The sequence below is a fragment of the Vibrio ouci genome (assembly GCF_004551525.1).
Lineage (GTDB): Bacteria > Pseudomonadota > Gammaproteobacteria > Enterobacterales > Vibrionaceae > Vibrio > Vibrio ouci.
In genome coordinates this window covers 206,375-229,107 of the sequence record NZ_SATR01000003.1, presented here as the reverse complement: position 1 = coordinate 229,107, position 22,733 = coordinate 206,375, and the positions used below count along the sequence as shown (strand labels likewise).

Sequence of the window (22,733 nt, the reverse complement as noted above, 5' to 3'; positions counted from 1 at the left end):
TTGAATCAGATATAAAAAACGCTTCCTTAGGAAGCGTTTTTTAGTTTTAGCCAATAATGCCGCGCTCTTGGAGTGCAGCTAGGCAGTCATCGACTAATGCCTCAATATTTTTTTCACCCGCCAGTAAGTCTATCTCTGGATTCAGTGGCTCTTGATACTCAGAATCAATACCAGTGAAATTACTAATCTCTCCTGCGCGCGCTTTCTTGTATAGCCCTTTCGGATCACGCTGCTCACACACATCAAGCGATGTATTGACAAACACTTCGAGGAATTCGCCTTGTGGAAGCATTTCTCTTACCAATTGCCTTTCGGCACGGTGAGGAGAGATAAACGCCGACAAGACAATCAGACCCGCATCAGCCATCAATTTAGCCAACTCACCAATACGACGAATATTCTCGCGGCGATCTTGCTCAGAAAAACCAAGATCACTACATAACCCATGACGAACGTTATCGCCATCTAATAGATAGGTATGGTAGCCAGAATTAGCCAAGCGAGTTTCCAGTGCACCTGCAACCGTTGATTTGCCAGCACCCGATAATCCAGTAAACCAAAGCACAACTGGCTTCTGTTTTTTAAGCTGAGAACGAAACGCTTTGTCGATAGCATGTTGATGCCACACTACGTTTTCGTCTTTAACGGGAGTCTCCGTCGTCATAATTGCGTCCTTTTAAAACGGGAAGAAGATCGGGATAAGCGTTAACACTAGTACAGAGTAAACAATTGAAATAGGAATCCCGATTCGAACATAGTCCGTTAATTTATAATTACCTACGCTATAGACCAGCAAGTTGGTCTGATAACCATAGGGAGAGATAAAGCTTGCACTCGCACCAAACAGTACCGCCATGATAAAAGGCATCGGGTCGACGCCATAGCCTACCGCCATGCTATAGCCGATGGGAAAAGCCAAGGCTGCAGCCGCATTGTTGGTGACAAGCTCAGTCAAGATAAGCGTTAACAAGTACGTCGCGACCAGTGCACCAAATACTCCCCAACCGTTAAAGCCTTCAATAAACATCTGACCCAAACTGATCGATAAGCCAGTCGATAACATAAGCTGAGCAATAGAAAGTGCCGAACCTACAATAACGACAATATCGATAGGGAAGCGGCGACGTAATTCACCAAGTTGAATTACCCCACTAAACAAGGCTGCCAATAAATAGACCGATAGGCCTTTAATTAATGGCACCATATCGAGCAACGCCAATGCAATCACACTCGCAAAGCCCACCAGCACCAGCGAGGATTTATTTGCATCTAAACGGGCACTGGAATCTAAATCATTGATTAAGACAAACTCTTTACGATGCGCTTGCTTCTCTTGTTCAAAACGCTTGCCAGGTACCAACACCAAAGTATCGCCCGCATTCAAAGTGATATTACCCAATCCACCTTGTAAGCGTTCGTGACCACGGCGAATCGCAACGACAACCGCATCAAAACGATCGCGAAAGTGACTCGACTTTAAGGTTTTATTGCAAAAACTGGCTGATGAGCTCACCACGACTTCTACGAAGCCTTGGCCATTTAAGTGATGTTGACCAAATAGCGTTAGACCTTGAATTTCTTGTAGCGTCGCGACACTTTCAATATCACCACAGAACAGCAGTCTATCTCGGGCTTGCAAAATAAAGTCAGGCTCAACAGATGGCATCGTTTCACCATCTCGTACCACCTCAGCCAAAAACAGCTTTCGTAGCGCACGCAGATTGTTTTCACTAATGCTGCGTCCGACTAATGGTGAGCCAGGCTCTACCCTTGCCTCTAAGAAATAAGGCAGTTCATCTTGGTTTTGATCATCATAGTTGGGCAGTAAGTAACTGAGCGGGATCAAGATCAACAAGCCGCCGACCAAGACTGACAGACCGATCATTGTCGGAGCAAAAAAACTCAAACTTGGTAAGCCTGCATCTTCAACAAAGCTATTAATGATCAAGTTGGTGGATGTGCCGATCAAAGTAAGCGTACCACCAAGGATCGCAGTGTAGGAAAGCGGAATTAACAGCTTTGATGGCGCATGTTGCTGATTACGTTTAATCGCACTAATCAACGACACAACCACTGCGGTGTTATTAGTAAATGAGGAAAGTAATGCGGTCGATAAACCCAATTTAGCGACAACAGTGCCTAAACGCCCAGTGGACAGAGAGCGCCCTACCCAACTAATTAGGCGAGTTTTTTCTAGTGCTGCTGACGCTAAGATCAGCAGTACTAAAGTAAGTAAGGAAGAGTTAGTGAAATTGGTTGCAACTTCACTAACGTCTATCATCCCAGCAAGAAAGGCAATAAATGCAGCGCCAGCAAAGATATGACTTGGCTTGATTCGCGTTGTCAGTAAGCAAGTTACTATGCCAAGTAAAATTGCCAGTACAAATCCTTGCTGCCACATAATGCTTCCTTGAAACTCTGAATGTTTACTTAAGCAATTGACTGATATCTTTCGCTTCCCAGTGTGGGAAGTGCTTACGAACTAAAGCATTAAGCTCAAGTTCAAACGCTGAAATATCGGTCGTGTTGGTTTCGACACTAGATAGACTCTCACGTACCAGACCTGCACCGACGGTAACGTTGGTTAGGCGGTCAATGATGATAAAGCCCCCTGTGTCTTGGGTCGCTAGATAGTTATCCAGTGCCACAGACTCAGTTAGTGTCCACTCACACAGTCCAATACCATTGAGTGGCAACTCAACCGCACTGTGGGTCGAAAGGTTATTGATATCGTATTGATGACGAATGGATTCAACGCGACCTACGGTTTTCTTACCCGCGATCTTGATGTCATATTCACGCCCCGGTTGCAGCGCCTGCTCGGTCATCCATACCACATCCGCAAGTAGGTGGTTGCTCGACTCAACCTGTGCATTCTCCAACACAATCAAGTCACCACGGCTAATATCAATCTCATCTTCAAGCGTCAGCGTTACCGCTAGACCCGCTTGAGCCTGCTCTAAGTCACCATCAAATGTCACAATGCGAGCTACTTTCGATGTTTTACCAGAAGGCAATGCTTTAACTTCATCACCTACTTTTACTGAGCCTGATGCAATCGTGCCGGCAAAACCACGGAAATCGAGGTTTGGTCGATTAACGTATTGGACGGGGAAACGGAACTCACCGATTTCTTTGTCTTGGTCAACATCAACATTCTCGAGAATCTCAAGTAATGACGGGCCTTCAAACCAACTTAGGTTTTGACTTGCTTCAACTACGTTATCGCCCTCTAGAGCAGACAGCGGCAGAATCTGGATGTCAGTTTCACCTTGTAGGTTTTTCGAGAACTCTAAGTACTCATCACGAATTTGCTCAAAGCGATCTTGTGAGTAATCAACCAGATCCATTTTGTTTACCGCGACAACAAAGTGCTTAAGACCTAATAGGTTTGAGATAAACGAGTGACGACGTGTCTGATCTAATACCCCTTTACGTGCATCAATTAAGATCACCGCGAGGTCACAAGTAGAGGCGCCCGTCGCCATATTACGAGTGTACTGCTCGTGTCCTGGCGTATCAGCAATGATGAACTTACGTTTTTGCGTCGAGAAGTAGCGGTATGCCACATCAATGGTAATGCCTTGTTCACGTTCTGCTTGCAGACCATCAACCAACAATGCCAAATCTGGACGCTCACCGGTTGTACCAACACGTTGGCTATCATTGTGAACGGCCGCTAGCTGATCTTCATAAATTTGCTTAGAGTCATGCAGTAAGCGACCAATCAGTGTACTTTTGCCATCGTCTACAGAACCACAAGTTAGGAATCTAAGTAGTGATTTGTATTGATGTTGTTTTAGGTATCCTTCGATACCAAGCTCTTCGAGTTGAGCTTCAACTGCGCTATTCATTTTCTTTCCTTAGATCCTTATTAGAAATAACCTTGACGCTTTTTCAGTTCCATCGATCCTGACTGATCGTGGTCGATCGCTCGTCCTTGTCGCTCACTTGAAGTCGCGACTAACATCTCTTCAATAATGCCGGTCAGGGTATTCGCTTCTGATTCAATCGCCCCCGTTAGTGGGTAGCAGCCGAGAGTACGGAATCGCACACTCTTCTCTTCGATCTTCTCACCCGGTTGAAGCTCCATACGATCGTCATCGACCATGATCAGCATGCCATCACGCTCTACGACTGGGCGCTTGTCCGCTAGGTAAAGTGGGACAATTTCGATGTTCTCTAGGTAGATGTATTGCCAGATATCCAGCTCAGTCCAGTTTGATAACGGGAAGACTCGGATGCTTTCACCCTTGTTGATCTGTCCGTTGTAGGTTTTCCATAGCTCTGGACGCTGGTTCTTTGGATCCCAAGTATGGTTTTTATCGCGGAATGAATAGACTCGCTCTTTAGCACGAGATTTCTCTTCATCACGGCGAGCACCACCAAATGCAGCGTCAAAACCGTACTTGTTCAGCGCCTGTTTTAGGCCTTGAGTTTTCATGATGTCCGTATGCTTCGATGAGCCATGCACAAATGGACTACAACCCATCGCGAGACCTTCTGGGTTCTTGTGAACCAAAAGCTCAAAGCCATACTTTTCCGCGGTGCGATCGCGGAACTCGATCATCTCTTTGAATTTCCAATCGGTATCCACGTGCAGCAACGGGAATGGAATCTTACCTGGGTAAAATGCTTTACGAGCAAGATGTAGCATCACCGATGAATCTTTACCTATCGAGTACATCATCACTGGGTTATCAAACTCAGCGGCAACTTCACGGATGATATGAATACTCTCCGCTTCTAGCTGCTTTAGGTGGGTTAAACGTTCTTGGTCCATGTTAGTGCTTCCTTTAAGGCTCATCATGAGCTTCGACTAATCAAATAATGAGTTATGCAAATTGGCGTTGTTGAGGTTGTTGCTGTGGCTCTGGAGTGAACCACGCCAGCTTCTCTGACAGTGACACCACTTCGCCAATGACGATAAGAGACGGCGATTGCGCGTCTTTAGCAAGTTCAGCCAGTTGAGATAGCTGACCTTTAAAAATTCTTTGAGTTGATTGAGTACCACGCTCAATAATGGCGATCGGCGTCTCTGGATTGCGACCATGTTCAATCAATTGGTTTTCAATGTACTCGGACTTCATCAGCCCCATATAAATCACCAACGTTTGATTGCCACGAGCGAGCGTTGACCAGTCCATTTGATCGCTTTCTGCTTTTAAGTGGCCCGTAATGAACATCGCAGACTGCGCATAATCACGGTGAGTCAATGGAATGCCTGCATAAGCTGTCGCACCCGCTGCTGCGGTAATGCCAGGAATGACTTGAAATGAGATACCAGCATCAGCCAGCACTTCGAGCTCTTCACCACCACGGCCAAACATAAATGGATCGCCACCTTTAATGCGAACTACACGATGGCCTTGCTTAGCAAAGTCGACTAATAGCTGATTGGTTTTCTCTTGTGGGACGCTATGGTGACCAGCGCGCTTACCGACACAAACTAAAATGGTGTCGCTTGGTACTAGCGCCATAATCTCATCCGAGACAAGGTAGTCATAAAGAACCACGTCGGCTTGCTGTAAGAAGCGAATCGCTTTGAGAGTCAGTAGTTCGACATCACCCGGACCTGAACCGACAAGCGCCACTTCACCTTGACCAAGGAGACTCTGCCCGATTGAATTCAGATCTTTTCGATTGCTGCGCTGTGCGTGCTGACTACTCAATGGGAATTGAGAGATCGTATCCTTGCTCGCCATAATGTCACCCTTTCCATTTCTCTTTGGGCATTATGGCGCTGTAGTTATATTACCGGAAATTCTAAAATTTCATTTTTTATATCAATTTCTGATAAGAAGATTTGTTATAAGTGATTACGATTTGATCATTTTTGAGAGACTCTAGGCAGAACGCCATAAAGTAATTGGTCAAGATCACACTTTACCATTCACTGAAGTCATTGTTTCATGCCATTTTGTTACATTAAGCGACGTCTAACTTAACGCTATCGGAGCTTAAAAATGAAAGTAGCAGTGAAACCTCTGTCTCTTGCTGTACTAGGTGGTATGTTGACTATGGCTGGCCCAGCTATGGCAGATACAATCAAACTACGTATTGTCGAAACGACTGACATTCACACTAACGTCATGGATTACGACTACTACAAGGACAAACCGTCACAAAAAATTGGTCTAACTCGTGCCGCTACTCTAGTTAAGCAAGCTCGTGCAGAAGTCGAAAACAGCGTTCTTGTTGATAATGGTGACCTTATCCAAGGTAGTCCAATGGGCGACTACATGGCAGCTAAAGGCATTGAAGCTGGTGAAGTACACCCAGTTTACAAAGCAATGAACCAGCTAAACTACGATGTAGGTAACATTGGTAACCATGAATTTAACTACGGCCTTGAGTTCCTAGCGGAAACTATCAACGACGCAGACTTCCCATACATCAGTGCCAACGTTTTCGATAAGAAAACAGGTAAGCACTACTTCAAGCCATACATCATCAAATCAGACACTTTTAAAGATGTAGACGGCGTTGAGCATGAAATTAAAGTGGGTTACATCGGTTTTGTCCCACCACAAATCATGGTTTGGGATAAGAAAAACCTAGAAGGCAAAGTCTTCGCTAAAGACATCAAAGAATCAGCTGAAGAGCTTGTTCCTCAAATGAAGAAAGAAGGCGCTGACGTAATCGTTGCGATCCCTCACTCTGGTGTAGCCTCTGATCCATACAAACACGGCGCTGAAAACTCAACTTACTACCTTGCAGAAGTTGAAGGCATCGATGCGATTGCCTTTGGTCACTCACACGCCGTATTCCCAGGTAAAGGCTTTGACAATATTCAAGGCGTAGATAACCAAAAAGGCACCATCAATGGCGTAGCATCAGTAATGCCGGGCCGCTGGGGTAGCCACGTAGGTGTTATCGACCTTGAATTAAAAGAGAAAGATGGCAAATGGACTGTAGTTGACGGCCAATCTGAAGCTCGCCCTATTTTTGACAAGGCTAGCAAGAAGTCTCTAGCGGAAGCAGACGCTGGCATGGTTAAAGCACTCGAAGCTGACCATAAAGGCACGCGTGAATTCGTTAACCAGCCAATTGGTAAAGCGAATGATGTGATGTACAGCTTCTTAGCACTGGTTCAAGACGACCCAACAGTACAAATCGTTAACCTAGCGCAAAAAGATTATGTTGAGCGCTTTATCCAAGGCGACCCTGACCTATCTGATATCCCAGTGCTTTCTGCAGCAGCGCCATTTAAAGCGGGCGGCCGTAAAAATGATCCAGCAAACTTCACGGAAGTTGAATCTGGTCAGCTAACGTTCCGTAACGCGGCCGACCTTTACCTATACCCGAACACGCTAGTTGCGATGAAGGTAAGCGGTAAAGAAGTGAAGGAGTGGCTAGAGTGTACAGCAGGTCAATTTAAGCAAATTGACGTTAACAGCACAGAGCCTCAAAGCCTGATCGACTGGGATGGTTTCCGTACTTATAACTTCGACGTTATTGACGGCCTGAACTACCAAATCGATGTTACTAAGCCAGCGAAATACGATGGTGACTGTAAGCTAATTAACGATGGCGCAGAGCGTATTGTTAATCTGACTTACCAAGGTAAGCCAATCGATATGAAGCAAGACTTCATTATTGCAACTAACAACTACCGTGCATACAGCAACAAGTTCCCTGGCACTGGTTCTGAGTTTGTCGCTTTCGACTCTCCTGATGAAAACCGCTCTGTTATCGCTTCTTACATCACTCGTGTAAGTAATGAAAAAGGTGAGTTCACGCCGAGTGCAGACAACAACTGGAGATTTGCACCAATCAAATCTGATAAGCAGTTAGACATCCGCTTTGAAACTTCACCAAGCGATAAAGCTGCGAAGTTTATCGAAGAGAAAGGTCAGTACCCAATGAAACGTGTTGGCACTGACGATGTTGGTTTCGCTGTATACCAGATCGATCTGCAGAAATAATTTCTGATTAGAAGCATTCAAAGCCGCGGCCCTAGGTTGCGGCTTTTTTGTATTTTCATCCCTCTCACACCCAGATATAGATTTAAGCTACACTCTTGGCTATCACTTTTATCCACTGAATTTGACTATGTTTGACGCTTTCCAACAACAGTTGGCTAATAACGGCTTTACCCCGCAAGAAATTACTCAGTTATCTGACAGTGCACAATTTATTGAGCTTCCTACCCGCCATATATTGCTTCATCAAGGGGAAGTCGCCTGTGAGATACACTTTCTGATTGAAGGCATCTGCCACTCGGCCTATTTAACCGATAAAGGCAAAGAATTTAGTAAAGAGTTCTATTGGGAAAATGACTGGATAATTGGCTTTGAAAGCCTCATCAAGCAGCAACCATCTCCTTATTTACTTGAATCTCTCACGCCTTGCTCAATTCTGTCACTGCCGATAGAAACGTTACGCGTTTGGCGCGAGGAGAAGCACAGCATTTATCTTAAACTGCTCGAAACTCAACTGATGTATAAAGAGAACAAAGAGCGCTTTATGCTGCTTTACAGTCCTGAAGAACGCTATGAACTGTTCTGTCAGCACTATCCTGAGCTACTGAAGCGATTGAATGATTACCAAATTGCGGCGTATTTAGGTATCACTCCGATCAGTTTAAGTAGGATCAAAAATCGCCAATAAAGTTAACAATTGTTAATGCAGCCGAGGTAGTGACTTGCTAGATTCGCCTTATCACTTATTGAAGACGAAATCGTATGATCACTTGGCAACTTACCCCTTTTTCAGATTTAACCACTAGTCAGCTTTATCAGCTTCTCAAGCTTAGAGTTAACGTCTTTGTCGTTGAACAAACTTGCCCTTACCCTGAACTTGATGACAAAGACCACCAAGCGGGTGTCCACCATCTATTGGGTTACCAAGGTGAAGAATTGATAGCCTGCGCCCGATTACTGCCAAGTGGCATCAGCTACCCATCGGTTAGTATTGGCCGCGTAGCAACCGCAGAAGCTAAACGTGGCGGCGGACTTGGTCATCAATTACTTCAACAAGCATTGCAAGGGTGTGAATTGCTATGGCCAGGTGATAGCATCGAAATTGGCGCACAAGAGCATCTTGCGAGTTTCTACGCCAAGCATGGCTTCGTTCAAACCTCTGAGATGTACCTTGAAGATGATATCCCTCATATCGATATGAGATTGGATAAGTAATACAATGCGCTCGGCCGCCTACTCTGCAATCCTGCTATTAGTACTCGGTAACCTTGCTGCGTCGCTATCCGACGTGGCAGTGAAGTTGCTTCATGGGGAGGTGTCGGCGTTTCAATATATTTTTATTCGCCAGTTGTTATCGACATTGGTTATTGCGCCATTTTGGTGGCGACAGAGCAAACAACAACGCGCACTGACACATCCAAAAATAAACCTATTGCGCGCCCACCTGATCATCATAGGTAGCGGCTGTATGGTCGTCGCGATTACCCATCTAACATTAGCCACGGCCAATGCTGTATTCTATGCCGCACCATTGGTGATGTTGCCGCTATCAGCGTTATTACTGAAAGAAAAACCAAGCGTGCATCGAGTAGGGGCAACCCTATTTGGCTTTGTTGGTATGATGGTAGTGTTAAGGCCGACTGAGTTCCATTGGGCTGCAATATTTGCCCTAGGTACAACGCTGACCTTGGCCTTATTCAACATCACTGCACGTAAGCTACCAGCAAGCCAAAGCGTCATTAGCACACTGTTTTGGACATCGTTGCTTTCTTTGCCGGTATCGGTGTTCTTAGCCGCGCTCAATTGGGCACCAATATCATTCAATCAGATCTTGCTTATTCTAACTAGCGCAGGATTAATACTGGCCTACAACGGGCTAGCCGTTATGGCCTATCAAAGAGCGCCAGCTAACAATATTGCAGTGGCAGAAAATTCGGGGTTAGTCTTTGTCGCGCTGTTTGGCATTGCGTGGTTTAACGAAGTGCCTAACTGGCTGACGACATTAGGGATAGTAATGATCATACTCCCCCTAATGCCTTGGAAGGGACTGTTCGATGGTCTAAAACATCGTAGCGGCTATTTGCTACGGCCAAAACCACCGTCTGATAAGCGGAAAAACATCACAGACTGATTGTTCTTCTCTAACTGTAAGATATCAAGTTGACCACTCTCTTCGAGCTTAAAACGCACCAACTGGCCTTGCTTGATTCGGCTGAGGGGTTTATCGGAACCTTCGACTTTAACCAGTGCATTCAAGTCTGACATCGCTAAGCCATTATTGCGGAAAACCTGAGCCAGCGTATCACCACTTTTTACTTCATATTCTTTCCAAGCGTCTGAAGCTAGCGACTGTTGCTCGGCACTTTTTTGTTCGCTTAAGCTGCGAGTATTGATATTCACTTCCACTCGTTGAGATGGCGTAGTGGCAGTTTCCTCTTGTTGCTGAGGCTCCGGTAGAGGAATAACAAGCAATATCAGCAACAGAGGAACTAACACCATCAATGCACGCTGGTGTAGTTTTGGCAGCACATTCCATTTAGTCAGTACTTGCTGTTTAATCTGTTGCCAATCAATCGAGCTGAACTTCTGTTTCGCTAGCTCTAGGTAATCCACTTGTTGCTTCTTTTTCTTTCTGCGATTCATCGCACCTTCTCTCCAAACGGGCTGCGCTACCAGTATAAAAAATCAGGACCTTATGAGTATAGGAATTTTCACACGAGCAGGTCATTACTCGCCAAAAATTGACAAATAGCGTGCTGAAAGTCGATCTAAATCTCACATTACAGCTAGCCGCTGCGTATCAGCCCACTGCCGTTTCATCACGCGGCTATTACTGGTATCCTTTACCCTTTATACACCATATAAAGAGAGACACCATGTCTGAAGTTAAATTTGAGACTGTAGAGCAGAAAGCAAGCTACGGTATCGGTCTACAAATGGGTCAGCAGCTAGCTGGTTCTGGTCTTGAAGGTCTAAACGTTGACGCTATCGCTGCAGGTATCGCAACAGCACTAGTTGGTGAACAGCCAGCTATCGAGATCGATGAAATCAACAACGCACTACAAGAGCTACACACTCGCGTAGAAGCAGCACGTCAAGAAGCAGCTAAAGCAGCAGCAGCTGACGGTGAAGCATTCCTAACGGATAACGCTCTACGTCCAGAAGTAACTGTACTTGAGTCTGGCCTTCAGTACGAAATTATCACTGAAGGTACTGGTGAGATCCCAACTTCTGACAAGCAAGTACGTGTTCACTACCACGGTGAATTAACAGACGGTACTGTATTCGACAGCTCTGTATCTCGCGGTCAACCTGCTGAGTTCCCAGTGACAGGCGTAATCAAAGGTTGGGTTGAAGCTCTTCAACTAATGCCTGTAGGTTCTAAGTGGAAACTATACATCCCTCAAGACCTAGCATACGGTGAGCGCGGCGCAGGTGCAGCTATCCCTCCATTTGCTGCTCTAGTATTCGAAGTAGAACTACTAGACATTCTTTAATCGATAACGATTAAGCATATTTAAAACGGCGATACCTAGGTATCGCCGTTTTTATTTATAGAATTAACACGCCCATAGCATTTCACGCGCCATTAAGTATATGATGCGGAATGACGTTAAACAAAATTATAAGGAAATGATATGAAAAAACGCGTCGTCGTCACTGCTGCTCTCACTGGAGCAATTAGTGCTTGGGGGCAACAAGGTGCTGCTGACACAGATCTCGCAGGACAAATCCAGCAAGCAACCAATGTCACTTCAGACCAAGCCATTGGCGGTGTCGGTTCTCTACTAGCACTGGCACAAAACTCTTTAGGTTCAAGTCAGAATCAAGAGCTAGGTTCGTTAATCCCGGGTTACGATGTTCTTGAAAGCACTGGCTTATCAAAAATGATCACTGACAGCGGTGCAGTAGACAGCGCATTCTCAGCATTGGGTATGGACCCAGCGCTAGTGAGCTCATTTACGCCTTTAATCATCAATGCTCTTCAGGCTCAAGGTGCAAGCAGCGGGCTGACATCTGCTTTAGCAGGGATTTGGCAGTAAGAAAACTAGCGAGTCTATTAAGAAGAGGTCGATAAGAATATCGGCCTTTTTTAATGAGAGAGTGGAATTACAGATACAAAAAAGCCGAGCTAATGCTCGGCTTTTTTGTTCATACGAACCTGATTACTCAGCAGCTTCTTCAGCAGCTGGGCGATCTACAAGCTCAATGTAAGCCATTGGAGCTTTATCACCAGTACGGAAACCAGCTTTTAGGATACGAGTGTAACCGCCCTGACGAGCAGCAAAACGTGGACCTAGTTCGTTAAACAGTTTTGCAACTACTTCGTTGTCACGAGTACGTGCAAATGCTAGACGACGGTTAGCAACGCTGTCAGTCTTAGCTAGTGTAATCAAAGGCTCAACTACGCGACGTAGCTCTTTTGCTTTTGGCAGTGTAGTCTTGATAACTTCATGACGTACTAGAGAGCTAGCCATGTTGCTAAACATCGCTTTACGATGTGAGCTGTTGCGGTTGAGTTGACGACCACTCTTACGATGGCGCATGACCTAATCCTTCTAACTTTATCGATTAATCTTCAGCGATAGACGCTGGTGGCCAGTTTTCTAGGCGCATGCCCAGAGACAGACCACGTGATGCAAGTACGTCTTTAATCTCAGTAAGAGATTTTTTACCAAGGTTAGGCGTTTTAAGTAGCTCAACCTCAGTACGCTGTACAAGATCACCGATGTAGTGAATCGCTTCTGCTTTCAGACAGTTAGCAGAGCGAACTGTTAGTTCAAGATCGTCTACAGGACGCAGTAGGATCGGATCGAATTCTGGCTTCTCTTCCTTCTCCTCAGGTACACGTACATCACGAAGATCTACGAACGCATCCAATTGTTCAGCTAGGATAGTAGCTGCGCGACGGATTGCTTCCTCAGGGTCTAGAGTACCGTTCGTTTCCATATCGATAACAAGCTTGTCTAAGTCTGTACGCTGCTCTACACGAGCTGCTTCAACAGAATAAGCAATCTTGTCTACTGGGCTGTACGTAGCGTCAACCAGTAGGCGACCAATTGGGCGCTCATCTTCTTCAGTATGGATACGAGCCGAAGCTGGAACATAACCACGACCACGTTCAACTTTGATACGCATAGCGATCTCAGCGTTGTCATCCGTTAGGTGACAAATAACGTGTTCAGGGTTAGCGATCTCTACATCACCATCATGGGTGATGTCACCTGCAACCACAGGGCCCGAGCCTGATTTGTTCAAAGTAATGAACACTTCATCTTTGCCTTCGGCAACGCGTACAGCTAGACCTTTAAGGTTAAGTAGGATTTCAAGAATATCTTCCTGAACGCCTTCTTTAGTGCTGTACTCATGAAGTACGCCTTCAATTTCTACTTCTGTTACAGCACAACCTGGCATAGAAGATAGAAGAATACGGCGAAGTGCATTACCAAGAGTATGGCCAAAACCACGCTCTAATGGCTCAAGAGTTACTTTTGCGTGAGTCGTGCTAACCTGTTCGATGTCAACAAGACGTGGCTTAAGAAATTCTGTTACAGAACCCTGCATTGTGTCCTCTCTTTAGTTTAAACCTTACTTAGAGTAAAGCTCGACGATCAATTGTTCGTTGATGTCAGCAGATAGATCTGAACGCTCAGGCATACGCTTGAACGTAGCTTCCATCTTACCAGCATCTACTTCAATCCAAGTTGGTTTTTCACGTTGTTCAGCAACTTCTAGAGCCGCTTTAATACGAGATTGCTGTTTAGCTTTCTCGCGGATAGAAACAACGTCATTAGCCGCAACTTTGAAAGAAGGAATGTTTACAACTTTACCGTTAACTAGGATAGCTTTGTGGCTAACTAGCTGACGTGCTTCTGCGCGAGTTGCGCCAAAGCCCATGCGGTAAACTACGTTATCAAGACGACCTTCAAGAAGCTGAAGTAGGTTTTCACCTGTGTTGCCTTTAAGACGTGCAGCTTCTTTGTAGTAGTTACGGAATTGTTTTTCTAGAACGCCGTACATACGACGAACTTTTTGCTTCTCACGAAGCTGAACGCCATACTCAGATAGACGACCGCGACGAGCGCCGTGTACACCTGGTGCGTTATCAATTTTACACTTGGTATCGATCGCGCGTACGCCAGACTTAAGGAATAAGTCAGTACCTTCGCGACGGCTAAGCTTCAGCTTAGGACCCAAATATCTTGCCATGATCTTTCTCCAGTAATCTAAAAAACGTTATACGCGACGTTTCTTAGGTGGACGACAACCGTTATGAGGGATTGGTGTAGCATCAACGATGTTTGTGATGCGGAAACCAGCAGCGTTCAGTGCGCGAACAGTAGATTCACGACCTGGACCTGGACCCTTAACCATAACTTCCAAGTTCTTTAGACCGTACTCTTTAGCCATTTCAGCACAACGCTCAGCAGCAACCTGTGCAGCGAACGGAGTAGACTTACGAGAGCCACGGAAACCTGAACCACCTGCAGTAGCCCAAGCTAGTGCGTTACCTTGACGGTCAGTAATGGTTACGATTGTGTTATTGAAAGAAGCATGGATGTGCGCAACACCGTCTGCAACTTGTTTGCGAACGCGTTTACGCGCGCGAGTTGGTTGTTTAGCCATTGTACTCTACCTTCCCGATTATTTCTTGATCGGCTTACGCGGACCCTTACGGGTGCGAGCATTGGTTTTAGTACGCTGTCCACGTAGTGGTAGACTGCGACGATGACGAAGACCACGGTAACAGCCAAGGTCCATAAGACGCTTGATGTTCATTGATACTTCACGACGTAGATCACCCTCTACAGTGTATTTAGCTACACCATCACGCAGTTGATCGATCTGTTCTTCAGATAGTTCACTGATCTTAACATCTTCAGCAATACCCACTTCAGCTAGGATAGCTTGAGAGCGAGTTTTACCGATGCCGTAGATTGACGTTAGTGCAATCACAGCATGTTTTTGATCAGGAATGTTAATGCCTGCTATACGGGCCATTATTCACTCCTAGTGTTTCATAAAAGAATTAGCCGCAGCAAAGCCCGTGATGGATACGCTGCGGGATACTACTTCTTTTGCACGCAAAAGGTAGGCCGAGGAATATACTCGACACTACCTTATATTTCAAGTAAAAATTTCTGCTAATTAGCCTTGGCGCTGCTTGTGCTTTGGCTCACTGCAAATCACGCGAACGACACCGTTACGCTTGATAACTTTACAGTTACGGCAGATTTTTTTAACGGAAGCACGAACTTTCATTGCTAAACTCCGTAAATGAAATCTGAGTCTACCGCCGAATTAACGGCCATAGCCTTTCAGATTTGCTTTCTTCAACACAGAATCATACTGTTGAGACATCAGATGAGTCTGTACCTGTGCCATAAAGTCCATGATAACAACAACTACGATTAGTAGTGATGTACCGCCGAAGTAGAAACGTACGTTCCACGCGACCATCATAAACTCTGGAATCAGACAGATAAAGGTAATGTAAAGCGCACCAGCAAGGGTTAAACGCGTCATTACTTTATCAATGTACTTAGCTGTCTGTTCACCTGGGCGGATGCCGGGTACGAATGCACCGGACTTCTTCAAGTTATCCGCTGTTTCTCGCGGGTTGAAAACCAACGCCGTATAGAAGAAACAGAAGAATATAATCGCTGCTGCATAAAGCATTACATACAGAGGTTGACCTGGGCTAAGAGCCAAAGACACGTCAGTTAACCAACCGAACGCGCTGCTCTCACCGTTCTGACCAAACCACTGAGCCAGTGTTCCTGGGAACAGGATAATGCTTGAAGCAAAGATTGCTGGAATAACACCTGCCATATTAATTTTAAGTGGCAAGTGAGTGCTTTGCGCAGCAAATACCTTACGACCTTGTTGACGCTTCGCGTAGTTTACAACGATTCGACGCTGACCACGCTCCATGAAAACAACGAAGTAGATAACTGCGAAAGCTAGTACAGCAATCAACAGCAGAAGAAGTACATGCAATTCACCTTGACGCGCTTGCTCGATTGTTTGACCGATTGCAGAAGGCAATCCAGCAACAATACCTGCAAAAATTAGTAACGAAATACCGTTACCAATTCCACGCTCTGTAATTTGTTCACCTAACCACATTAGGAACATGGTACCGGTTACTAAACTTACGGTAGCAATTAGCGTAAACATGGTTTGGTTGATAACAACCAGATTATCGACCATGTTTGGTAGGCCTGTTGCGATACCAATAGCTTGGAATGTTGCAAGTACAAGCGTGCCGTAGCGTGTATATTGGCTGATCTTACGACGGCCTGCTTCACCCTCTTTTTTGAGTTCAGCTAACGCTGGATGAACTACAGTTAGCAGTTGGACAACAATAGATGCCGAAATATACGGCATGATGCCCAACGCTAATATAGATGCACGCTCAAGAGCACCACCGGAGAACATGTTAAACATTTCTACGATGGTACCTTTTTGCTGTTCGAACAAATCGGCAAGTACAGCAGCGTCAATACCAGGGATCGGCACAAAAGAGCCTGCTCGGAATACTAAAAGTGCACCAATTACGAATAATAAGCGCGACTTTAGTTCACTTAAGCCGCTCTGAGCACTACGAAAATCTTGACCTGGTTTCTTAGCCATCTGTACCTCGTTCCTCGAGATTATTCCTCGATTTTACCGCCTGCAGCTTCGATTGCAGCTTTAGCGCCTTTAGTCACACGTAGACCTTTAACAGTCACTGCTTTGTTAATTTCACCAGATAGAACAACTTTTACGAATTCGATGTTCTTAGTGATAACGTTAGCAGCTTTAAGGCTGTTTAGATCTACTACGTCACCAGTTACTTTCGCTAGCTCAGCTAGACGAACTTCAGCAGACACTAGGCTCTTACGAGAAGTGAAACCGAATTTTGGTAGACGTTGTTTTAGAGGCATCTGACCGCCTTCAAAACCTGGACGAACTGAACCGCCAGAACGTGACTTTTGACCTTTGTGGCCACGGCCACCAGTCTTACCTAGGCCAGAACCAATACCGCGACCTACGCGCTTAGCAGTAGTCTTAGCACCAGCAGCTGGTGATAGAGTATTCAAACGCATTCTGATTACTCCTCAACTTTAACCATGTAGTAAACCTTGTTGATCATGCCGCGAATACACGGAGTATCTTCAAGTTCTACTGTGTGGTTGATTTTACGAAGGCCTAGACCTTTAAGACACGCTTTGTGCTTAGGTAGACGACCAATTGAGCTTTTAGTTTGAGTTACTTTAATAGTTGCCATGGTGTTCTTACTCCGAAATAGATTCAACAGTTAGACCACGTTTAGCAGCAACCATTTCTGGTGACTTCACGCTACCTAGTGCATCGATCGTTGCACGAACGATGTTGATAGGGTTCGTAGAACCGTATGCTTTAGATAGTACGTTGTGTACACCAGCAACTTCTAGTACTGCACGCATAGCGCCGCCAGCGATAACACCAGTACCTTCAGCAGCAGGCTGCATGTAAACTTTAGAGCCCGAATGGCGACCTTTCACCGGGTGGTGAAGAGTACCTTCGTTAAGCGCGATCGTAGTCATGTTACGACGTGCTTTTTCCATTGCTTTTTGAATCGCTGCAGGTACTTCACGAGCTTTGCCGTAACCGAAACCTACGCGACCGTTACCGTCACCAACTACTGTTAGTGCAGTGAAGCTCATGATTCGACCACCTTTAACCGTCTTAGATACACGGTTAACTGCGATTAGCTTTTCTTGCAAATCATTCGCTTGAACTTGTTGTTCTTTAGCCATCTTCCAACCCTACCTTAGAATTTCAGACCAGCTTCGCGAGCAGATTCTGCTAGCGCCGCTACTCGACCGTGGTATTGGAAACCAGAACGATCAAATGCAACTGAAGCTACGCCTTTTTCAAGAGCGCGCTCAGCAACAGCTTTACCTACTGCTTTAGCTGCATCGATGTTACCAGTGTTCTTAACTTGCTCACGGATCGCTTTTTCTACAGTAGAAGCTGCTGCGATAACCTCAGAGCCGTTAGCTGCAATCACCTGTGCGTACACGTGACGAGGAGTACGGTGTACTACTAGGCGAGTTGCACCCAGTTCTGCAATCTTACGACGTGCGCGTGTAGCACGACGGATGCGAGATGCTTTCTTATCCATAGTGTTACCTTACTTCTTCTTAGCTTCTTTAGTACGCACATTTTCATCTGCGTAACGAACACCTTTACCTTTGTAAGGTTCAGGCTCACGGTAAGAACGAATGTCAGCCGCAACCTGACCAACAAGTTGTTTATCACAACCAGTGATCACGATTTCAGTTTGGCTTGGACATTCAGCTTTGATACCCGCTGGCAACTCGTGCTCAACTGGGTGTGAGAAGCCAAGTGTTAGACCTACAGCGTTGCCTTTAATAGCAGCACGGTAACCAACACCTTTAAGAGTTAGCTTCTTAGTAAAGCCTTCAGTAACACCAACAACCATGTTGTTAACTAGAGCGCGAGCAGTACCTGCTTGTGCCCATGCATTAACAACACCTTCGCGTGGACCGAAAGTAAGATTGCTTTCTTCCTGAGCTACAACTACTGCGTTGTTAAGAACGCGAGTTAGTTCGCCTTTAGCACCTTTTACAGTGATTTCTTGGCCGTTTAGTTTCACCTCTACGCCAGCTGGAATAGCGACAGGTGCTTTAGCAACACGAGACATAATCTACTCCTTATTAAGCTACGTAAGCGATGATTTCACCACCAAGACCTGCTTTACGTGCAGCGCGGTCTGACATAAGACCCTTGGAAGTTGAAACGATAGCAACACCAAGACCACCCATTACAGAAGGAAGATCATCTTTCTTCTTGTAAACACGTAGACCTGGACGAGAAACACGTTTAAGTTGCTCGATTACTGGTTTAGCTTGGAAGTACTTAAGAGTAACTTCAAGCTCAGGTTTAACTTCGCCTTCAACAGCGAAATCAACGATGTAACCTTCAGCTTTTAGTAGTGCAGCAATTGCAACTTTAAGCTTTGAAGAAGGCATTTTAACAGCAACTTTGTTTGCTGCCTGACCGTTACGAACGCGGGTCAGCATATCCGAAATCGGATCTTGCATGCTCATATGATTTACTCCAAATGATTAAGTGGCAATTACCAGCTAGCCTTACGAAGTCCAGGAATCTCGCCTTTCATGCAAGCTTCACGAACTTTGATACGGCTTAGACCGAACTTACGTAGGTAACCGTGTGGACGACCAGTTTGGTTGCAACGGTTGCGCTGACGTGATGCACTTGAATCACGTGGAAGAGATTGCAGTGTAAGAACTGCGTTCCAACGATCTTCTTCAGATGCGTTTACATCGCTGATGATAGCTTTAAGCGCTGCACGCTTTTCAGCGAACTTAGCTACAAGCTTCGCACGTTTTGCTTCACGTGCTTTCATTGAATTTTTAGCCATAACAGTAACCCTTCACCTTACTTACGGAATGGGAAGTTAAAGGCAGCCAGCAGAGCTCGGCCTTCCTCATCAGTACCAGCAGACGTCGTAATAGTGATGTCTAGACCGCGTACTTTATCAACTTTATCAAAGTCGATTTCCGGGAAGATGATTTGCTCGCGAACGCCCATGCTGTAGTTACCGCGTCCGTCAAAAGACTTAGCGCTAACGCCACGGAAGTCACGTACTCGTGGAAGAGCGATGTTAATCAAACGCTCAAGAAAATCCCACATACGTTCGCCACGCAAGGTTACTTTACAACCGATAGGGTAGCCTTCGCGGATTTTGAAACCTGCAACAGATTTACGCGCTTTAGTGATAAGTGGCTTTTGACCAGAGATCGTTGCCATATCAGCAGCTGCGTTTTCTAGCAGTTTCTTATCGTTGATTGCTTCACCAACACCCATGTTAAGGGTGATTTTCTCGATTCTAGGGACTTGCATGACGCTTGTGTAGCTAAACTGTTTGGTCAGTTCAGCGACTACAGACGACTTGTAGTAATCATGCAGTTTCGCCATAGTAGAACTCCAAATTACTTCTATTAGTTAGAAACGATTTCGTTGTTAGATTTAAAGAAACGTACTTTCTTACCATCTTCAAAACGGAAACCGATACGGTCAGCTTTACCAGTAGCTGCGTTAAAGATTGCAACGTTAGAAGCATCAATTGCTGCTTCTTGTTCAACGATGCCACCTTGTTGACCTAGAGCCGGAACCGGCTTTTGGTGCTTCTTAACAAGGTTGATACCTTCAACGATAACTTTACCGGTTGCTAGAACCTTAGTTACTTTACCTTTCTTGCCTTTGTCTTTACCAGCAAGAACGATTACTTCGTCATTACGACGGATTTTAGCTGCCATTTCTACGTGCTCCTTACAGAACTTCTGGAGCCAGTGAAACGATCTTCATGAACTTATCGCCACGAAGTTCGCGTGTCACAGGACCAAAGATACGTGTACCGATTGGTTGCTCAGTGTTGTCGTTCAACAATACGCAAGCGTTTCGGTCGAAGCGAATGACAGAACCGTCAGGACGACGTACGCCTTTACGGGTGCGCACTACCACCGCCTTCAGAACGTCACCTTTCTTAACTTTACCGCGAGGAATTGCTTCCTTAACAGTAACTTTGATAACGTCACCGATATGTGCATAACGGCGGTGAGAGCCACCCAGAACCTTAATACACATTACGCTGCGTGCGCCTGAGTTATCAGCTGCGTCCAGCATACTTTGCATTTGGATCATGTTAGTGCTCCGCTAAATATAAAAAAAACTAGACCCTCTCGGGTCGGGCTGCCTCTTTAAAAGGGACGCGAATTGTACCACCCTTTTTTAAGATTGGGTAGTCAAAAAATAAACGGCTCCAAAAATAATTTTGGAGCCGTTTAATTTCATAGAATTAGCTAAGATTAACCTTTAGCTTTTTCTAGAACTTTTACCAAAGTCCAAGACTTAGTCTTAGACATTGGACGACACTCTGCGATTTCAACGCTGTCGCCTAGGCCACATTCGTTGTTCTCGTCATGTGCGTGTACTTTAGTCGTGCGCTTTACGTATTTACCGTAAATTGGGTGTTTAACCATGCGCTCGATAGCAACTACGATAGACTTGTCCATCTTGTCGCTAACAACACGACCTTGTTGAGTACGTTTTACTTCGCTCATTATGCGCCTGCCTTCTCAGTCAAAACAGTTTTCACACGTGCGATATCACGGCGTACAGCTTTCAGAGTATGAGTTTGCTGTAGTTGACCAGTCGCAGCCTGCATGCGCAGGTTGAACTGTTCACGTAGCAAATTCAATAGCTCAGCGTTAAGCTCTTCAACGCTTTTCTCGCGTAGATCTAGTGCTTTCATCACATCACCTGCTTAGTTACAAATGTAGTTTTGAATGGCAGTTTACGAGCCGCTAGGCGGAACGCTTCACGTGCCAATTCTTCAGGTACACCACCCATTTCGTACATAACCTTACCAGGTTGGATTTGGGCTACCCAGTACTCAACGTTACCTTTACCCTTACCCTGACGAACTTCAAGTGGTTTTTCTGTGATAGGCTTGTCTGGGAACACACGGATCCAGATTTTACCTTGACGCTTAACGTGACGTGTCATTGCACGACGTGCCGCTTCGATTTGACGAGCAGTTAGACGACCACGGCCAGTAGCTTTAAGACCGAATTCGCCGAAGCTTACATCAGTACCTTTAGCTAGACCACGGTTACGACCAGTCTGAACCTTACGGAACTTAGTACGTTTAGGTTGTAGCATCTGTCGACTCCTTACTTACGGCCTTTGCGCTGCTTCTTAGGCTTGTCGCCTTTAGGCTCTACAGCGTTAGCTGCTGGCATACCGCCTAGAATCTCACCTTTGAAGATCCAAACTTTAATGCCGATCACACCGTATTGAGTGTGAGCCGAAGAAGTTGCGTAATCAATGTCAGCACGTAGAGTGTGTAGAGGCACACGACCTTCACGGTACCACTCTGAACGTGCAATTTCAGCGCCGCCTAGACGACCACTTACTTCTACTTTGATGCCTTTAGCGCCTAGACGCATAGCGTTTTGTACCGCGCGCTTCATAGCACGACGGAACATAACACGACGCTCTAGCTGAGACGCGATGCTATCACCAACAAGCTGTGCATCTAGCTCAGGCTTACGTACTTCAGCGATGTTAATCTGCGCTGGTACACCTGCGATTTTAGCTACAGCTGTGCGTAGTTTTTCTACGTCTTCACCTTTCTTACCGATTACTACGCCTGGACGAGCAGTGTGAATAGTCACACGGATGCTCTTAGCAGGACGCTCGATAACGATGCGTGAAAGTGATGCTTTTTTCAGTTCACTTGTAAGGAACTGACGTACCTTGAAGTCGCCGTCTAGGTTGTCAGCGAAATCTTTGGTGTTAGCAAACCATGTAGCATTCCAAGGCTTAACGATGCCTAGACGAATACCATTTGGATGTACTTTTTGACCCATTGCTTACTCTCCTAGTCTCTTAGCGATCTGCAACAACAACAGTGATGTGGCTAGAACGCTTCAAGATACGATCCGCACGACCTTTAGCACGAGGCATAATACGCTTCATGATCGGGCCTTCATCTACGAAGATTTTTGCGACATTTAGATCGTCGATATCTGCGCCTTCGTTGTGCTCCGCGTTAGCGATAGCTGACTCAAGAACTTTCTTGATCAGTTCAGCAGCTTTTTTGTTGCTGAAAGTCAGAATTTCTAGAGCCTGGTCTACAGATTTACCACGAATTTGATCCGCAACTAAGCGAGCTTTCTGAGGCGAAATGCGAGCAAAGTTATGTTTAGCTAGTGCTTCCATTATCTA

34 protein-coding genes are annotated in these 22,733 nt (G+C 45.5%); 6 read left to right on the top strand and 28 right to left on the bottom strand.

All coding sequences use genetic code 11. The annotated features are described in order from the left end of the window. Positions 1-46: 46 nt before the first annotated feature. From cysC to cobA, 5 genes are read right to left on the bottom strand one after another with little or no spacing between them, the layout of a single operon-like run. A complete protein-coding gene (gene cysC, locus ELS82_RS03955; RefSeq protein WP_134834299.1) occupies positions 47-664 on the bottom strand; it encodes an adenylyl-sulfate kinase in 618 nt (205 codons plus the stop codon). Between the two features lie 12 nt (positions 665-676). Then, on the bottom strand, positions 677-2,401 hold the full coding sequence (locus tag ELS82_RS03950) for an SLC13 family permease (RefSeq protein ID WP_134834298.1): 1,725 nt from the start codon (positions 2,399-2,401) through the stop codon (positions 677-679). Between the two features lie 25 nt (positions 2,402-2,426). After that, positions 2,427-3,854 carry a sulfate adenylyltransferase subunit CysN gene (gene cysN, locus ELS82_RS03945; protein WP_134834297.1) on the bottom strand — a complete coding sequence of 476 codons (1,428 nt, stop codon included), beginning with the start codon at positions 3,852-3,854 and terminating at the stop codon, positions 2,427-2,429. A gap of 20 nt (positions 3,855-3,874) precedes the next feature. After that, complete coding sequence (cysD, locus tag ELS82_RS03940) at positions 3,875-4,807, bottom strand: sulfate adenylyltransferase subunit CysD (RefSeq protein WP_134834315.1); 933 nt, start codon at positions 4,805-4,807, stop codon at positions 3,875-3,877. 28 nt (positions 4,808-4,835) lie between these two features. After that, entirely contained in the window at positions 4,836-5,705 is an 870-nt protein-coding gene (gene cobA, locus ELS82_RS03935) for a uroporphyrinogen-III C-methyltransferase (protein ID WP_134834296.1), read from the bottom strand. A gap of 261 nt (positions 5,706-5,966) precedes the next feature. On the opposite strand from cobA, the gene cpdB reads away from it, so the two are divergent. The 4 genes from cpdB to ELS82_RS03915 all read left to right on the top strand — a co-directional run bounded on the left by cpdB (position 5,967) and on the right by ELS82_RS03915 (position 10,056). Beyond that, positions 5,967-7,928 (top strand): 2',3'-cyclic-nucleotide 2'-phosphodiesterase, encoded by a 1,962-nt coding sequence (gene cpdB / locus ELS82_RS03930; RefSeq protein WP_134834295.1) that lies wholly within the window; start codon positions 5,967-5,969, stop codon positions 7,926-7,928. Positions 7,929-8,055: 127 nt separating this feature from the next. Further along, a complete protein-coding gene (locus tag ELS82_RS03925; protein WP_134834294.1) occupies positions 8,056-8,613 on the top strand; it encodes a Crp/Fnr family transcriptional regulator in 558 nt (185 codons plus the stop codon). Positions 8,614-8,687: 74 nt separating this feature from the next. After that, positions 8,688-9,140: a GNAT family N-acetyltransferase gene (locus ELS82_RS03920; RefSeq protein WP_134834293.1), complete on the top strand. Its 453-nt coding sequence runs from the start codon at positions 8,688-8,690 to the stop codon at positions 9,138-9,140. 4 nt (positions 9,141-9,144) lie between these two features. Further along, positions 9,145-10,056: a DMT family transporter gene (locus tag ELS82_RS03915; protein WP_134834292.1), complete on the top strand. Its 912-nt coding sequence runs from the start codon at positions 9,145-9,147 to the stop codon at positions 10,054-10,056. Here ELS82_RS03915 and ELS82_RS03910 read toward each other — a convergent pair. After that, the gene (locus ELS82_RS03910; RefSeq protein ID WP_134834291.1) at positions 10,002-10,568 is read right to left on the bottom strand and encodes a LysM-like peptidoglycan-binding domain-containing protein; all 567 of its coding nucleotides are present in this window, start codon (positions 10,566-10,568) and stop codon (positions 10,002-10,004) included. The genes ELS82_RS03915 and ELS82_RS03910 overlap by 55 nt on opposite strands. A 233-nt stretch (positions 10,569-10,801) precedes the next feature. Here ELS82_RS03910 and bamJ point away from each other — a divergent pair, with 233 nt between their 5' ends. Both bamJ and ELS82_RS03900 read left to right on the top strand, forming a co-directional pair. Beyond that, on the top strand, positions 10,802-11,422 hold the full coding sequence (gene bamJ / locus ELS82_RS03905) for a BamJ family beta-barrel-assembly machinery protein (RefSeq protein ID WP_004410401.1): 621 nt from the start codon (positions 10,802-10,804) through the stop codon (positions 11,420-11,422). A 141-nt stretch (positions 11,423-11,563) separates the two neighbouring features. Continuing rightward, on the top strand, positions 11,564-11,968 hold the full coding sequence (locus tag ELS82_RS03900) for a DUF2780 domain-containing protein (protein WP_244230749.1): 405 nt from the start codon (positions 11,564-11,566) through the stop codon (positions 11,966-11,968). A 123-nt stretch (positions 11,969-12,091) separates the two neighbouring features. Here ELS82_RS03900 and rplQ read toward each other — a convergent pair whose 3' ends face one another. The 22 genes from rplQ to rplV form a co-directional block, all read right to left on the bottom strand. After that, on the bottom strand, positions 12,092-12,472 hold the full coding sequence (rplQ, locus tag ELS82_RS03895) for a 50S ribosomal protein L17 (protein WP_004410405.1): 381 nt from the start codon (positions 12,470-12,472) through the stop codon (positions 12,092-12,094). 25 nt (positions 12,473-12,497) lie between these two features. Then, complete coding sequence (locus ELS82_RS03890) at positions 12,498-13,490, bottom strand: DNA-directed RNA polymerase subunit alpha (protein WP_004410407.1); 993 nt, start codon at positions 13,488-13,490, stop codon at positions 12,498-12,500. A gap of 24 nt (positions 13,491-13,514) precedes the next feature. Then, positions 13,515-14,135: a 30S ribosomal protein S4 gene (rpsD, locus tag ELS82_RS03885; protein ID WP_004410410.1), complete on the bottom strand. Its 621-nt coding sequence runs from the start codon at positions 14,133-14,135 to the stop codon at positions 13,515-13,517. A 27-nt stretch (positions 14,136-14,162) separates the two neighbouring features. Then, entirely contained in the window at positions 14,163-14,552 is a 390-nt protein-coding gene (gene rpsK, locus ELS82_RS03880; protein ID WP_001118870.1) for a 30S ribosomal protein S11, read from the bottom strand. An 18-nt stretch (positions 14,553-14,570) separates the two neighbouring features. Further along, positions 14,571-14,927: a 30S ribosomal protein S13 gene (gene rpsM / locus ELS82_RS03875; protein WP_004410414.1), complete on the bottom strand. Its 357-nt coding sequence runs from the start codon at positions 14,925-14,927 to the stop codon at positions 14,571-14,573. A gap of 147 nt (positions 14,928-15,074) precedes the next feature. Then, positions 15,075-15,188, bottom strand: coding sequence for a 50S ribosomal protein L36 (gene rpmJ, locus ELS82_RS03870; RefSeq protein WP_000868186.1), 114 nt, complete (start codon positions 15,186-15,188; stop codon positions 15,075-15,077). Between the two features lie 39 nt (positions 15,189-15,227). Further along, positions 15,228-16,562 carry a preprotein translocase subunit SecY gene (secY, locus tag ELS82_RS03865; RefSeq protein ID WP_004410423.1) on the bottom strand — a complete coding sequence of 445 codons (1,335 nt, stop codon included), beginning with the start codon at positions 16,560-16,562 and terminating at the stop codon, positions 15,228-15,230. Between the two features lie 20 nt (positions 16,563-16,582). After that, complete coding sequence (gene rplO, locus ELS82_RS03860; RefSeq protein ID WP_004410426.1) at positions 16,583-17,017, bottom strand: 50S ribosomal protein L15; 435 nt, start codon at positions 17,015-17,017, stop codon at positions 16,583-16,585. A 5-nt stretch (positions 17,018-17,022) separates the two neighbouring features. Next, entirely contained in the window at positions 17,023-17,199 is a 177-nt protein-coding gene (gene rpmD, locus ELS82_RS03855; protein ID WP_053438826.1) for a 50S ribosomal protein L30, read from the bottom strand. Between the two features lie 7 nt (positions 17,200-17,206). Further along, positions 17,207-17,710: a 30S ribosomal protein S5 gene (gene rpsE / locus ELS82_RS03850; RefSeq protein WP_005597103.1), complete on the bottom strand. Its 504-nt coding sequence runs from the start codon at positions 17,708-17,710 to the stop codon at positions 17,207-17,209. A gap of 14 nt (positions 17,711-17,724) precedes the next feature. Continuing rightward, positions 17,725-18,078 (bottom strand): 50S ribosomal protein L18, encoded by a 354-nt coding sequence (gene rplR, locus ELS82_RS03845; RefSeq protein ID WP_008072351.1) that lies wholly within the window; start codon positions 18,076-18,078, stop codon positions 17,725-17,727. 9 nt (positions 18,079-18,087) lie between these two features. Then, positions 18,088-18,621, bottom strand: coding sequence for a 50S ribosomal protein L6 (gene rplF / locus ELS82_RS03840; protein WP_134834290.1), 534 nt, complete (start codon positions 18,619-18,621; stop codon positions 18,088-18,090). A 13-nt stretch (positions 18,622-18,634) separates the two neighbouring features. Beyond that, positions 18,635-19,027, bottom strand: coding sequence for a 30S ribosomal protein S8 (gene rpsH / locus ELS82_RS03835; protein WP_126575278.1), 393 nt, complete (start codon positions 19,025-19,027; stop codon positions 18,635-18,637). A gap of 29 nt (positions 19,028-19,056) precedes the next feature. Next, the gene (gene rpsN, locus ELS82_RS03830) at positions 19,057-19,362 is read right to left on the bottom strand and encodes a 30S ribosomal protein S14 (protein ID WP_004410442.1); all 306 of its coding nucleotides are present in this window, start codon (positions 19,360-19,362) and stop codon (positions 19,057-19,059) included. A 17-nt stretch (positions 19,363-19,379) separates the two neighbouring features. After that, the gene (rplE, locus tag ELS82_RS03825; RefSeq protein ID WP_004410443.1) at positions 19,380-19,919 is read right to left on the bottom strand and encodes a 50S ribosomal protein L5; all 540 of its coding nucleotides are present in this window, start codon (positions 19,917-19,919) and stop codon (positions 19,380-19,382) included. 23 nt (positions 19,920-19,942) lie between these two features. Beyond that, positions 19,943-20,260: a 50S ribosomal protein L24 gene (gene rplX / locus ELS82_RS03820; RefSeq protein ID WP_004745885.1), complete on the bottom strand. Its 318-nt coding sequence runs from the start codon at positions 20,258-20,260 to the stop codon at positions 19,943-19,945. Positions 20,261-20,273: 13 nt separating this feature from the next. Continuing rightward, a complete protein-coding gene (rplN, locus tag ELS82_RS03815; protein WP_004410450.1) occupies positions 20,274-20,645 on the bottom strand; it encodes a 50S ribosomal protein L14 in 372 nt (123 codons plus the stop codon). A gap of 164 nt (positions 20,646-20,809) precedes the next feature. Further along, positions 20,810-21,064, bottom strand: coding sequence for a 30S ribosomal protein S17 (rpsQ, locus tag ELS82_RS03810; RefSeq protein WP_008072333.1), 255 nt, complete (start codon positions 21,062-21,064; stop codon positions 20,810-20,812). Next, a complete protein-coding gene (rpmC, locus tag ELS82_RS03805) occupies positions 21,064-21,255 on the bottom strand; it encodes a 50S ribosomal protein L29 (RefSeq protein WP_004398465.1) in 192 nt (63 codons plus the stop codon). The genes rpsQ and rpmC overlap by 1 nt, the downstream gene beginning before the upstream one ends. After that, on the bottom strand, positions 21,255-21,665 hold the full coding sequence (gene rplP / locus ELS82_RS03800; RefSeq protein ID WP_004410459.1) for a 50S ribosomal protein L16: 411 nt from the start codon (positions 21,663-21,665) through the stop codon (positions 21,255-21,257). Before rplP ends, rpmC begins: the two co-directional genes overlap by 1 nt. Positions 21,666-21,676: 11 nt before the next feature. Continuing rightward, complete coding sequence (rpsC, locus tag ELS82_RS03795; RefSeq protein ID WP_004745879.1) at positions 21,677-22,375, bottom strand: 30S ribosomal protein S3; 699 nt, start codon at positions 22,373-22,375, stop codon at positions 21,677-21,679. A gap of 19 nt (positions 22,376-22,394) precedes the next feature. Next, complete coding sequence (gene rplV / locus ELS82_RS03790; RefSeq protein WP_004410462.1) at positions 22,395-22,727, bottom strand: 50S ribosomal protein L22; 333 nt, start codon at positions 22,725-22,727, stop codon at positions 22,395-22,397. Positions 22,728-22,733 lie beyond the last annotated feature (6 nt).